Here is a 12,512-nt window from a genome sequence, read left to right as displayed (position 1 = left end):
GCGATGCAGCCTAGTCGGCCAGACCTTATTACCGCTGCTCGGTTACGGGCCCGGGTTGCAGCGCGTCCCATCCGTCGGCCGTGCCGTCGTGACGCTGTGCGAGCCCGGCCATCCGCGAACGCTCCTGCGAGCAATGCAACGCATCGAGCAGTTGCACCCGTTGCAGCACCACGGGTTGCAGTCCGTCGGCCGATGGCGCATCGACCCGCGCTGCCGGTGCGTACCCGTCCTGTGCGGCGATGGCGCACACCTGCTCGATCTGCACGGCGGGAATCCGCAGATGGTGACGCAACACCGCGGGCGCGTCGGCCTGCCACGCGGTGGCTCGTGCCAGCACCGCCGAACACGCCTCGGCGTCATCGAAACTCGTCGCGACAACCATCAGATCGGCAGCTTCCGGGTCCAGGGACGCGACCGCGCCCTGTCTCGACAGTCGTTGCCACCATCGCGGAGCCACATCCGCCTCCTCGTCTCAGCTTCTACTTACCGTTGCCTGTCATGCTGGCCGCACGCAACACGCCTGGCCAAAAGGGCGCGGCAGGCGCCGCGCGGCAGGCGCGGCAAGTCGAACCTCCTGGTCCAGAGCCTGTCTGTCCGTGCGTTTTCCAACACGGGAAGACAAGTTTCGTACCCGGGTACTTGTGTCGTACTACGACGAGTCATACTTACCCCCGTGACGACCGCAGTAGGGACCCCAGGATCGGCCATTACTCAGCGTGTGCATTCGCTGAACCGGCCCAACATGGTGAGCGTCGGTACCATCATCTGGCTGTCTAGCGAGCTGATGTTCTTCGCCGGGCTCTTCGCGATGTATTTCGTCGCGCGCGCCCAGGCCCACGGTGTCTGGCCGCCGGAGCCGACCGAGCTGAATCTGAAGCTCGCAGTGCCGGTCACGGCCGTGCTTGTCGCTTCCTCCTTCACCTGCCAGATGGGTGTGTTCGCGGCGGAGAAGGGCGACGTTTTCGGGCTGCGCCGCTGGTATGTGATCACCCTGATCATGGGCACCTTCTTCGTACTCGGCCAGGGCTACGAGTACATGAACCTCGTCCACGAGGGCACCTCGATTTCGAGCAGCGCCTACGGCTCGGTTTTCTACATCACCACCGGCTTCCACGGCCTGCACGTCATCGGCGGTCTGATCGCGTTCGTGTTCCTGCTGCTCCGTACCAAGGTCAGTAAGTTCACCCCGGCGCAGGCCACCGCCGCGATCGTCGTTTCGTACTACTGGCACTTCGTCGACATCGTCTGGATCGGGCTGTTCGCCACGATCTACTTCGTCCGCTGAGCCGGGCACGCAACCCCTCAATCTTGTACAAGTCGGTTCCGTCTACTCCAAAGGGACACAGATGAGTTCATCTCCCCCGTCAGCGCCAGAGCCCGTCGGCCCCGATAGCGGCCAGGCCAGCAAGACGCGTAAGCAGCGCCGCGCCCGCCGTCGTATCGCGGGTGGGCTCGCGCTTCTGGTTGGTCTGGTCGGAGCCGGCTTCCTTGCCTCGGTCTTCACGCCGGATCCGCAGGTCGCGACCGCGCACGAGGACCAGGCCGCGTTGATCCGCGACGGCAAGCAGCTGTACGAAACCTCCTGCATCACCTGCCACGGTGCGAACCTGCAGGGTGTGGTCGACCGCGGCCCGAGCCTCATCGGTGTCGGCGAAGCCGCCGTCTACTTCCAGGTGTCCTCCGGCCGTATGCCGATGGCGCGCAACGAGGCCCAGGCGCAGCGCAAGCCGGAGAAGTTCGACGCGCACCAGACCGACGCGCTGATGGCGTACGTGGCGGCCAACGGTGGCGGTCCGAGCGTGGTGCGTGAGGCGAACGGCGAGATCGCGCAGGAATCGCTGCGTGGCCCGGATATCGGCCGCGGTAGCGAGCTGTTCCGGATGAACTGCGCCTCCTGCCACAACTTCACCGGCAGGGGCGGCGCGCTGTCCTCCGGTAAGTTCGCGCCGCCGCTGGAGCCCGCCTCCGAGCAGCAGATCTACACCGCGATGCTCACCGGCCCGCAGAACATGCCGAAGTTCTCCGACCGGCAGTTGACGTCGGAAGAGAAGCGCGACATCGTCGCCTACGTCAAGAACGCCACCGAAGAGCGCGCCCCGGGCGGGTACGGCCTCGGCGGCTTCGGCCCCGCGACCGAGGGGCTGGCCATCTGGGTGGTCGGCATCGTGCTCGTCGTCGGCGCCGCGATGTGGATCGGATCAAGGTCATGACGGATAAGGAGCCAAACGACATGGGTCGGCCGGATGAGGGCGACGGCAGCATCGAGCTGTCGAAGGACGCGGTGAGCCCCGCAACGTCCGATCACAGCTCGGTGAACCTGGACCCCACCGAGGAAGAGCTCGACGCGATGACGCGCGACGAGCTGGTCAAGCTCGGTACCGCGCGCGACGGCGTCGAGGTCGCTTACCGACGCGAGCGCTTCCCGATTCCGGGTACCCGCGCCGAGAAGCGCGCCGAGCGTGAGGTCTCGTTCTGGTTCGCGGTCTCCGGACTGGCTGCCGCGGCGCTGGTCGGTGTGTACCTGTTCTGGCCCTGGGAGTACAAGGGCAACAACGAGGACGGCAACACCGCCTACTCGCTGTTCACGCCGTTGGTCGGTCTGACCTTCGGTGTCGCGGTGCTGGTCATCGGTGTCGCGGTGGTGCTGATCCGTAAGAAGTTCATCCCCGCCGAGCTGTCCATCCAGCAGCGCCACGACGGCAAGTCGCCCGAGGTCGAGCGCCGCACCCTGGTCGCCGAGCTCACCGACGCGCTGGAGACCTCGACGCTCGGTCGCCGCAAGATGATCACCCGCACGGCCGGTGCGGGCGTCGGTGTGCTCGGTATCGGCGCGCTGCTGGTCTTCGTCGGCGGCATGATCAAGAACCCGTGGGCCAAGGGCGACAAGTCGCCGCTGTGGGTCTCGGGCTGGACCCCGGATTTCCCGGGCGAGACCATCTACATCCGCCGCGACACCGGTCGCCCGGGTGACATCGTGCTCGTCCGCCCTGAGGACCTGGACGCGGGCGCCATGGAGACGGTGTTCCCGTGGAAGGAAAAGTGGCGCGGCGACGAGCACGCGACGCTGCAGTCGCTGCGCGGTATCCGTAACGCCGTCATGATGATTCGGCTGCGCACCGAAGACGCGCAGAAGGCCATCAAGCGCAGGGGTCAGGAGAGCTTCAACTTCGGCGACTACTTCGCCTACTCGAAGATCTGCACCCACCTCGGCTGCCCCACCTCGCTGTTCGAGCAGCAGACCAACAAGATCCTGTGCCCCTGCCACCAGTCGCAGTTCCTGGCGACCGAATGGGGTAAGCCGATCTTCGGTCCCGCCGCCCGCGCGCTGCCGCAGCTGCCGATCACCGTCAATTCCGAGGGCTTCTTGGTCGCCAACGGCGACTTCATCGAGCCGCTCGGCCCGGCCTACTGGGAGCGTCGTTCATGAGTGGTAAGGTCGCAGCCCAAGCGAACGCGGCGGACGAGCGGTATCAAGCCGCGGCGTTCATGAAGCGGTCGATCAACAAGGTCTTCCCGACCCACTGGTCGTTCCTGCTCGGTGAAATCGCGCTGTACAGCTTCATCATCCTGCTGCTGTCGGGTGTGTACCTGACGCTGTACTTCGACCCGTCGATGGCCCACGTGGTCTATGACGGCGCCTACCAGCCGCTGCGCGGCGTCGGTATGTCGCGGGCCTACGAGACGTCACTGAACATCTCCTTCGAGGTGCGCGGTGGTCTGTTCGTCCGCCAGGTGCACCACTGGGCGGCACTGCTCTTCGCGGCGTCGATCATCGTGCACTTGTTCCGCATCTTCTTCACCGGCGCGTTCCGCAAGCCGCGTGAGGCGAACTGGGTCATCGGCTGCCTGCTGCTGATCCTGGCGATGTTCGAGGGCTTCTTCGGTTACTCGCTCCCGGACGACCTGCTCTCCGGTACGGGTCTGCGAGCGGCGTTCTCGGGCATCACGATCGGTATCCCGGTCATCGGTACCTGGATGCACTGGCTGATCTTCGGCGGAGACTTCCCCGGCGACATCATCATTCCGCGCTTGTACATCGCGCACGTGCTGCTGTTGCCCGGCATCATCCTCGCGCTGATCGCCGCCCACGTCGCGCTGGTCTGGTACCAGAAGCACACCCAGTTCCCCGGCCCGGGTCGCACCGAGAACAACGTGGTCGGCGCCCGCATCGTGCCGGTGTTCGCCGCGGATCAGGGCGCGTTCTTCGCCTTCACCCTCGGCATCGTCGGCATCATGGGTGGTCTGCTGCAGATCAACCCGATCTGGAACCTGGGGCCCTACAACCCCTCCCAGGTCTCCGCGGGTTCGCAGCCGGACTTCTACATGATGTGGACCGACGGCATGGCCCGCCTCATGCCGCCGTGGGAGCTCTACCTCGGCAACTACACGATCCCCGCCGCCTTCTGGGTCGCGCTGATCATGGGCCTGGTGTTCACGGTGCTGATCATCTACCCGTGGATCGAGAAGCGGCTCACCGGCGACACCGTCGGCCACAACCTGCTGCAGCGGCCGCGCGATGTGCCGGTGCGCACGGCGATCGGTGCGATGTCGATCACGTTCTATGTTGTGCTGACGCTGTCGTGCGTCAACGACATCCTCGCCTACAAGTTCGACATCTCGCTGAACGCGACCACCTGGATGGGCCGTATCGGCCTGCTGGTCGCACCGCCGGTCGCGTACTTCATCGCCTACCGGTTCTGCCTCGGCCTGCAACGCAGCGATCGGGCGGTGCTGGAGCACGGCATCGAGACCGGCGTGATCAAGCGCCTGCCACACGGTGAGTACATCGAGGTGCACCAGCCGCTCGGCCCGGTCGACGACCACGGCCACCCGATTCCGCTGGAGTACCAGGGTGCGCACGTGCCCAAGAAGATGAACAAGCTGGGTTCGGCGGGCAAGCCCGGCACCGGCAGCTTCCTGCGGCCCGATCCGTGGCAGGAGAGCGAGCAGGCCTTCGAGATCGAGCACGCGGAGGAGCACAAGCAGCTCGCCGTGCTGCAGAAGGCCCAGCAGAAGGACAACGGTCCCGGCCACTGATCGCTGGCAATAACGAAGGCCCCGAGTCGAATGCGACTCGGGGCCTTTGTGTTTCGTAATCCCGGATTACCGGTGCGGCATGGCGCGCCGGGCGGCCTCGATCGCCTCGAACTTCGCAAGATTGTGGCGAGCATCCGCCAGCGCGTCGTGGGCGTCCTGCGGCACCGGGGGCAGTTCGGGGCGGCCGTGCGCGTCCCAGTGCTGCCGCAATTCGTTGGTGTAGCGGGGGAGCGTGCTCGGAAGATCGACCATCGAGCCCCATAGTTGGCACAGCGCCACGTGGTCGTAGGCGCCCACCCAGGCCCACAGTTCCGGCTGCACAGTGGAGCGGGGAACCAGGAACTTGTAGAGGTCGTTGCGGATCTGCTCGCGGCTGCGCCAGCGCGGCGAGGACGGTGCGGGCAGCTGCGGGAGCACATACTTGCGCACCCACGGGCCCGCACGGTCGGGATCGAATTCCGTAGAGACCGCGTAGTATTCGCGGCCGTCCTCGCAGACGACACCGATGGACACGAGGTCGATCGTTACCCCGTCCTCGATGAATTCGCAGTCGTAAAAGTATCGGAGCGAGATCGGTCTCTCCTCGGTAGTCGAAGCGGTGGTGGCGGGTGCCGGCCCCGCAACCCTATGTCGGTGTGCGACCAGATTGCCCAAGGGGCCTCAGGTGGGGATTCTCGACACCTTCGGTGTGTCGGATCACCCCTACCTCTGGGTATCTGTGCGATTAGACGGTCCGTATCCTGAACTGGTGAACTGGACCGTCGACGTACCCATCGATCGCTTGCCGGAACTGCCGCCGCTGCCTGCGGAGTTGCGGAGACGCCTGGACGATGCGCTCACCAGACCGGCGCTACAGCAGCCCTCGTGGGATCCCGAGCAGGCCGCCGATATGCGGACGGTCCTGGAGAGCGTGCCGCCGATCTGCGTGCCAGCCGAGGTCGAGGAGCTGAAAACCCAGCTCGCCGAGGTCGCGCGTGGTGAGGCGTTCCTGATGCAGGGCGGTGACTGCGCGGAGACCTTCGCCGACAACACCGAGCCGCACATCCGCGGCAATATCCGCACCCTGCTGCAGATGGCAGTCGTGCTCACCTACGGTGCCAGCTTGCCGGTGGTCAAGGTCGCGCGCATCGCGGGCCAGTACGCGAAGCCGCGCTCCTCCGATGTCGATTCGCTCGGCCTCAAGTCCTACCGCGGCGACATGGTGAACTCGCTCGCACCCGATGCGGCGGTGCGCCAGCACGACCCATCGCGGCTGGTCCGCGCCTACGCCAACGCCAGCGCGGCGATGAACCTGGTGCGCGCACTGACCGGCGCGGGCATGGCGGACCTGCACAAGGTGCACGATTGGAACCGCGACTTCGTGGCTCAGTCACCCGCGGGCGCGCGCTATGAGGCGCTGGCCGAGGAGATCGACCGCGGTCTGGCATTCATGACCGCCTGCCGAGTGAAGGATCCCAGCCTGCAGTCGGCCCGGATCTACGCCAGCCATGAGGCACTGGTGCTCGATTACGAGCGCGCCATGCTGCGCCTCGGCGAGAACCCGGCGGGCGAGCCGGTGCTCTACGACCTGTCCGCGCACTTCCTGTGGATCGGCGAGCGCACCCGTCAGCTCGACGGCGCGCACATCGCGTTCGCGGAGCTGCTCGCCAACCCGATCGGCCTGAAGATCGGTCCGACCACCACGCCGGACCAGGCCGTGGAATATGTCGAGCGGCTCGACCCGAACAACGAGCCCGGCCGGCTCACCATCGTCTCGCGCATGGGCAATGGCAAGGTTCGCGATGTGCTGCCGCCCATCATCGAGAAGGTGCAGGCGACCGGCCATCAGGTCATCTGGCAGTGCGATCCCATGCACGGCAACACCCACGAGGCATCCACCGGCTACAAGACCCGCCACTTCGACCGGATCATCGACGAGGTGCAGGGCTTCTTCGAGGTGCATCACGCACTCGGCACGCACCCGGGCGGCCTGCACATCGAACTCACCGGCGAGGACGTCACCGAATGCCTCGGCGGCGCGCAGGACATTTCCGATCTGGATCTGTCCGGCCGCTACGAAACCGCCTGCGATCCGCGCCTGAACACCCAGCAGTCGCTGGAATTGGCGTTCCTGGTCGCCGAAATGCTGCGCTGATCTCCCTCGGCAGTACCGAACGTCACATCGGGCGCCGCGCGCCGGATGTGACGTTCGGTGCGTTCAGGGGAGCGCGACCAGCGTGATGGTCGAGCCCGGCTCGACCTTCGACTGCCCGCCGGGGTTCTGTGAGATCACCACCGACGAGTCCGAGGGAGTCAGCTGGCGGACCTGCACCTGCAGGCCGAGGCCCTCGAGCTTGGCGCGCGCGTCGGCGACGCTCTGCCCGACCACCATCGGCATCTTCACGGCGTTGGAGACGATCAGCGTGACACCGTCGCCGGACTGGACAGTGGTGCCCGCGGCCGGGTCGGTGCCGATCACCTTGTCGCCCTCGACGTTCTTGTCGTACTGCAGCCGGGTCTCGCGCACCGTGATCCCCGCATCGGTGAGCATCTTGGTGGCGTCCGCGGTGGCGCGCCCGCGCACCTCGGGCACCTTGACGGGCTGAGATCCGTTGCTGCGGTACACCTTCACCTGTGCGTTCATCGGAAGCACGGTGCCGGGAGCCGGATCGGTCTTCGCGAGCGTCCCCTTCGGTGCGGAACTTCCGGTTTCGCCGGAGTCGACCGGTTGCAGGCCCGAGTCACGGATGAGCTGGTTGACCTTCGACAGCGCGTCGCCGGGTTTCACCTCCGGCACTCTGGGTTTGCCGCTGGACACCAGCACCGCCACCGTCGTGCTCTTGGTGATCTTGGATCCGGCGGGCGGGTCGCTGCCGACCACGCCGCCGACCGGGATCGTATCCGAGGCCTTCTGTCTGATCTCGGTGGAGAAGCCCGCATTCTGCAACGCGGCGATGGCGCGTTGCTGGTCGAGTCCGGCGATCGGCGGGACCGCGGAGAAGCGGCCGACACCGAGCCACCAGCCGCCGACCCCGACGATCAGCGTCAGGATCGCCACCGCGGCCACCCACAACAGCACCGTGCGGCGTGACCGGTTGCGTTCGGAGTCGTATTCCTGATACGGCGAGGGCTGCGGCAGGCGCGAGGGCTGCGGCTCGTAGTCGTCGGGCGGACCGTAATCGGCGTACCTGGGCCGCGCGGCGGTGACGACCTTGGTGTGCTGCAGCGCATGGGGTTCCTGGTGCGCTGGGGCCTGCTGGGCCGCGTGCTGGTCCGGTGTGGCGATGTAGCTGGCGCTGAGATGCTCGGCCGATTCCTGCGGAGCGGGCACCCGATACGGGGGCAGGTTCAGCGCGACGGCGATCTGATGCAGCGCGGCGACCATCTCGTTCGCGTCGGCGAAGCGGTGCGCGGGCTCACGGGCGGTCGCCCGTGCGATCAGGTCGTCGAACTCCGGGGGTACCCCGGCGATGAACTGGCTCGGGCTCGGAACGTCGTTCTCGATCCGCTGATACGCCACCGACAGCGAGGTGTCACCGGTGAAGGGAACCCGGCCGGTCAGCAATTCGAAGATCAGCACGCCGAAGGAGTAGACGTCGCTGCGCGCATCGGCGGTACCGGTGGTGACCTGTTCGGGCGACAGGTAAGCCGCAGTGCCGAGAATCACGCTCGCCGAGGTGGTGTTGGCCGCCGCGACCGCGCGGACGAGGCCGAAATCGGCGATCTTCACCTCGCCCGCGTCCGAGATCAGCACGTTCTCCGGCTTGATATCACGGTGCACCAGACCCGCCGAATGCGCGACGCCGATCGCGGCGAGCACCGGCTCGGCAACCGCACGTGCCGCGTGTGGCGGCATCGGACCGCGCTCGCGCAGCAGCTCGCGCAAAGTACCGCCCTCGACCAATTCCATGATCAGGAACGGATGCTCGCCGTCGACGCCCTGGTCGTACACCGCGACCAGCGACGGATGCTTCAGCTTGGCGACCGCGCGCGCCTCGAATTCGAATCGCGACAGGAACTGGGGATCGGCGGCGAACTTCGGGTCCATCACCTTGATGGCGACGGGGCGGTCCAGGCGAGTGTCCACACCCCGGAAGACCATCGACATCCCGCCGCGAGCAATCGGCGCATCGATACGGTAGCGCCCTTCCAGTATTTGCCCGATCAAGTGATGTCCTCCGGCTTTCACAAAGTTCTCACCCCTCGCTGCTAGTGCGACAAGCGACCAGCCGCCCCGTGCGGCCCCCACGATGGTATCGGCGAATGTGCCCCGGGTGTCTCACGACGTGCGGCAGCGGACCGTCTACCGTTATCCGGGTGAGTGCATTTCCCTGCAGCGATGATGTCCTTCCCGAGTCCGTGGCCGTGCTGCCACTGCCCGAGGTGGCCGACAAGCTCGGGCTCGTGGTGACCCGGGTGCATCAGATGCTGCGCGACCATCAACTTCTCGCCGTGCGCCGCGACGGCGTGGCAGGCGTCCCCGAACGGTTCTTCGACGACACGGGTGCGGTGATCAAATGGCTGCCCGGCCTGATCACCGTGATGAAGGACGCCAAGTACACCGACGAAGAGATCCTGGAATGGGTCTTCACCGAGGACGAGACTCTGCCGGGCCGACCGGTCGACGCCCTGCACGGTCCATTGGCCCGTGAAGTCATCCGCCGCGCCGCTGCCGATCCTTTCTGATCCCACCCGACCCTGACCTGTGCCGCACTACCGGTGCGGCACAGGCAAGCGGTCAGCGTGGGCCGCGCAGCGCGGCGGTGCCGAATTCCACCGCGGCAACACGCAGGCGTCGCCTCCGTGGGACTACCGCGCGCCCGCGGAAGACGGCGTAGTCGGAGTGTTCGATCTGGTCGAGAATGCCCGCGTACAGCGTGCTCGCGGTGCGGATGGCCGGGCGGACACGCGGTTCCAACAGGTCGATGCCGCGGTCGGCCGCACGATAGATGTCACGGTTGATTGCGATCAGGTGGGCCAGTGCCCTGCGCACCCGCTGATCGGTGTGCCCGCGGCGATGACAGTGGACCAGCAGGTCGTGGTCGACCCCGAACGCGGCCAGTTCGTCGGCGGGCAGATAGACCCGCCCGCGATCGAGATCCTCGGCGATATCGCGGAGGAAGTTGGTGAGCTGGAACGCCTCGCCGAGTGCCGCGGCGGCGGGTTCGGCCTCGGCCACCGGCACGACGGTGCCGAGTATCGGCAGCAGCTGTAGTCCGATCGCCGCCGCCGAACCGCGCATGTATTCGCGCAGTTCGTCCATGGTCGCGTAGCGGTTGCGGTGCTGCGGTGTGCCGACGATATCCATCCGCATCGCATCCATGAACGTCCAGAAGTGCTGGTGCGCAATGTCGTAGCGTTCGATGGTGTCGGCGACGGCGAGCAGGACCCGGTGCCGTTGCTCGCCGATCTGATCCGGGAGCGGATTGCCTTCCAGGCGGCTGCGCAGCTGCTTTTCGATGCGATCGAGCAGCTCGGCACAGTCCTGGACGTGGTAGGCCGTTGCCGCCGGATCGGGGGTGTTCGCCAGCTCGATGGCGTCGGCGTGATCGACGATGTCGTCGACCGTCCTCGCGAACGCGTAGAGCGCGTGCACCGCGGGTCTTCGCTCGGCCGACAGCAGGCGGGTCGCCAGGAAATAGGTGCGGCCGTGCACCGCGGCGAGTTGCCTGCATTCGTGATAGGCGACGGCGAGTTCGGCGGTCATGGCTGAGGCAGTGCTGGTCACAGCCGGGGCGGTGCCGACGAATCCGCCGAGGTAGTAGCCCGCAAACGTAGCGGGTCCACCTTCCGCAGCGACAGCGCCGCCACCACCGCGACGAAGGTCGCGGCGGCCACATGCCAGAAGTTGTACAGCCCGATCGAACCGTCCGGCTGGAACACCAGCATCAGCCAGGTGCATAGGCCGACAAGCACCATCAGCGTGGTGGTCGACAGCGCGAAGCCCGCGGCCAGCGCCAGTGGCCAGGAGTAATACCAGGGCAGCGCGGCGGGGGAGAGGATGACGATCGCGACGAACGCGATGAGGATGCCGAGCACCGCTTCGCGTTCGCTGTGCCGGAAGCGCCACCACGTCCACACCAGCACGGCCACCAGCGCCGCCGCGCAGATGGTCCGGGTGACGCCGAGCACCGAATCGAGCCGCCATGGGGTGATCCAGGTGGTCGCGTGCGCCATGATCGTCGGCAGCGACAGCCAGTTGATGATCTTCTTCGAGCCCGAAAGCGCGGTCAGCCAGCCGATGCCGACACCGGCGGCCAGCGAGGCCACCGCGAAGACCACCGCGAATACGCTCAGCCCGAGTCCGGCGATCTTCGCGAACATCAGTGCCGGGTGCGGCATTTCCTCGCTCGGTTTCGCGGCATCCGGCTCACCTTCGAGCGGCTGCGTGGCACCCGGGGAATTCGCGGCTCGCTCGAGAGCCCTGCGTTCCTTCTCGTGCAGCATCCAGATCCACACCAGGAACGGCAGCGCGATTCCCGCGGTCGCCTTGATGGCCACCCCGATCGCGACGACCACGACGCCGGCCACATGGTGGCGTTCCAGCACCAGCGCGATGCCCGCACACATCAGGCCGACCATCAGCATCTCGTTGTGCACGCCGCCGATCAGGTGGATCAGTACCAGAGGATTGAGCACGGCCAGCCATAGCGCGACCGTCGGCTTGCCGCCGAGATGCTTGGTCAGGTACGGCACCGCCCACATCATCAACGCCAAGCCGGGCAGCATCACCAGCCGCAGCGCGATCGTCCCTGCCACCACGTTGTCGCCCGTGATGGCGGTGATCGCGCGGCCGAGTAGCAGGAAGACCGGACCGTAGGGCGCCGTCGTGGTGGTCCACACCGGGCTCACGTTGTCCAGCAGCACACCGGGATTGGCGACCGGGCCGACCTGATAGGGGTCGAACCCGTCACGCAGCAGCGCGCCCTGCGCCAGATAGGAGTAGGCGTCACGGCTGAACATCGGTGCGGCGAACAGGAGCGGGAAGATCCAGATGCCGACGATCGCGCGCAGCTCGTTCAGCGTCACCCCGGCATCAGGTCGGTTCCCGAAGCCGATGGTGGTCCGGCCCAGCCGAACCCATGCGGTGATCATCAGCAGCACGCCGACCCAGATGACCATGGTGGACAGCGCGTAGCCGTGGCCGAATCGCAGCCAGGACAGGTGCAGTCCCTCGAGTAGCGGATCGCGTTTGCGGACACTGCCCGCGCCGAACCCGCCGAAGGTGATCATCATGGCGCCGAAGAACCCGAGTAGTGCCGAGTGTCCCTCTGGGCTGCGCAGGAAGTCGGCGGAGGTCCGCATCCACCACCGGAGTCCCTGGTGGGACGGTCCGGCGGGGGCGATGTGCTCGGTACGGTTGACAGGCGCACTCGACGTGCGGTCCGCGATGTCGCGGGTCTCGCTGATCGAGGCGTCGGTGGCGGCTGCGGCGCTGGCTTCGGGGGGTGGCATGTGGTGTCGGTCCCCCCGGAGTGGTCGGCGGTCGCAACCGC

At 66.7% G+C, this 12,512-nt stretch carries 11 protein-coding genes; 6 read left to right on the top strand and 5 right to left on the bottom strand.

Annotation, left to right across the window (positions count from 1 at the left end):
- Window positions 1–28 precede the first annotated feature (28 nt).
- Window positions 29–382, bottom strand: a complete 354-nt coding sequence (locus ACFQZZ_RS13905; RefSeq protein WP_378680531.1) for a hypothetical protein — start codon at window positions 380–382, stop codon at window positions 29–31.
- 291 nt (window positions 383–673) lie between these two features.
- On the opposite strand from ACFQZZ_RS13905, the gene ACFQZZ_RS13900 reads away from it, so the two are divergent.
- The 4 genes from ACFQZZ_RS13900 (at window position 674) to ACFQZZ_RS13885 (ending at window position 5,037) form a co-directional block, all read left to right on the top strand.
- Entirely contained in the window at window positions 674–1,285 is a 612-nt protein-coding gene (locus tag ACFQZZ_RS13900) for a heme-copper oxidase subunit III (RefSeq protein WP_378679294.1), read from the top strand.
- A 61-nt stretch (window positions 1,286–1,346) separates the two neighbouring features.
- Window positions 1,347–2,210, top strand: coding sequence for a c-type cytochrome (locus ACFQZZ_RS13895; RefSeq protein WP_378679292.1), 864 nt, complete (start codon window positions 1,347–1,349; stop codon window positions 2,208–2,210).
- Between the two features lie 20 nt (window positions 2,211–2,230).
- A complete protein-coding gene (locus ACFQZZ_RS13890; RefSeq protein ID WP_378679289.1) occupies window positions 2,231–3,427 on the top strand; it encodes a ubiquinol-cytochrome c reductase iron-sulfur subunit in 1,197 nt (398 codons plus the stop codon).
- Entirely contained in the window at window positions 3,424–5,037 is a 1,614-nt protein-coding gene (locus ACFQZZ_RS13885) for a cytochrome bc complex cytochrome b subunit (RefSeq protein ID WP_378679286.1), read from the top strand. The genes ACFQZZ_RS13890 and ACFQZZ_RS13885 overlap by 4 nt, the downstream gene beginning before the upstream one ends.
- Window positions 5,038–5,103: 66 nt before the next feature.
- Here the strand turns inward: ACFQZZ_RS13885 and ACFQZZ_RS13880 are convergent, their stop codons facing one another.
- On the bottom strand, window positions 5,104–5,610 hold the full coding sequence (locus ACFQZZ_RS13880) for a polyadenylate-specific 3'-exoribonuclease AS (RefSeq protein WP_378680528.1): 507 nt from the start codon (window positions 5,608–5,610) through the stop codon (window positions 5,104–5,106).
- A gap of 175 nt (window positions 5,611–5,785) precedes the next feature.
- Here ACFQZZ_RS13880 and ACFQZZ_RS13875 point away from each other — a divergent pair, with 175 nt between their 5' ends.
- Window positions 5,786–7,171, top strand: coding sequence for a class II 3-deoxy-7-phosphoheptulonate synthase (locus ACFQZZ_RS13875; protein WP_378679284.1), 1,386 nt, complete (start codon window positions 5,786–5,788; stop codon window positions 7,169–7,171).
- 63 nt (window positions 7,172–7,234) lie between these two features.
- On the opposite strand, the gene pknB is transcribed toward ACFQZZ_RS13875, so the two are convergent.
- The gene (pknB, locus tag ACFQZZ_RS13870) at window positions 7,235–9,184 is read right to left on the bottom strand and encodes a Stk1 family PASTA domain-containing Ser/Thr kinase (RefSeq protein ID WP_378679281.1); all 1,950 of its coding nucleotides are present in this window, start codon (window positions 9,182–9,184) and stop codon (window positions 7,235–7,237) included.
- Between the two features lie 149 nt (window positions 9,185–9,333).
- Between pknB and ACFQZZ_RS13865 the strand changes: the two genes are divergently transcribed.
- Window positions 9,334–9,702 (top strand): Rv2175c family DNA-binding protein, encoded by a 369-nt coding sequence (locus ACFQZZ_RS13865; RefSeq protein ID WP_378679278.1) that lies wholly within the window; start codon window positions 9,334–9,336, stop codon window positions 9,700–9,702.
- Window positions 9,703–9,754: 52 nt separating this feature from the next.
- On the opposite strand, the gene ACFQZZ_RS13860 is transcribed toward ACFQZZ_RS13865, so the two are convergent.
- Together ACFQZZ_RS13860 and ACFQZZ_RS13855 are read right to left on the bottom strand one after the other, a co-directional pair.
- Window positions 9,755–10,723 carry a phytoene/squalene synthase family protein gene (locus ACFQZZ_RS13860; RefSeq protein WP_378679276.1) on the bottom strand — a complete coding sequence of 323 codons (969 nt, stop codon included), beginning with the start codon at window positions 10,721–10,723 and terminating at the stop codon, window positions 9,755–9,757.
- 17 nt (window positions 10,724–10,740) lie between these two features.
- Window positions 10,741–12,471 carry an alpha-(1->6)-mannopyranosyltransferase A gene (locus ACFQZZ_RS13855; RefSeq protein ID WP_378679273.1) on the bottom strand — a complete coding sequence of 577 codons (1,731 nt, stop codon included), beginning with the start codon at window positions 12,469–12,471 and terminating at the stop codon, window positions 10,741–10,743.
- Window positions 12,472–12,512: the final 41 nt, after the last annotated feature.

The organism is Nocardia sp. GCM10030253 (genome assembly GCF_042675075.1).
Taxonomy (GTDB): domain Bacteria; phylum Actinomycetota; class Actinomycetes; order Mycobacteriales; family Mycobacteriaceae; genus Nocardia.
This window is presented reverse-complemented; position numbering and strand designations above follow the sequence as displayed.

Coding starts and splice junctions, on each gene's coding strand:
- ACFQZZ_RS13895 (WP_378679292.1), top strand. CDS start 1,347: ATGAGTTCATCTCCCCCGTCAGCGCCAGAGCCCGTCGGCCCCGATAGC.
- ACFQZZ_RS13890 (WP_378679289.1), top strand. CDS start 2,231: ATGGGTCGGCCGGATGAGGGCGACGGCAGCATCGAGCTGTCGAAGGAC.
- ACFQZZ_RS13885 (WP_378679286.1), top strand. CDS start 3,424: ATGAGTGGTAAGGTCGCAGCCCAAGCGAACGCGGCGGACGAGCGGTAT.
- ACFQZZ_RS13860 (WP_378679276.1), bottom strand. CDS start 10,723: ATGACCGCCGAACTCGCCGTCGCCTATCACGAATGCAGGCAACTCGCC.
- ACFQZZ_RS13855 (WP_378679273.1), bottom strand. CDS start 12,471: ATGCCACCCCCCGAAGCCAGCGCCGCAGCCGCCACCGACGCCTCGATC.
- ACFQZZ_RS13905 (WP_378680531.1), bottom strand. CDS start 382: ATGGTTGTCGCGACGAGTTTCGATGACGCCGAGGCGTGTTCGGCGGTG.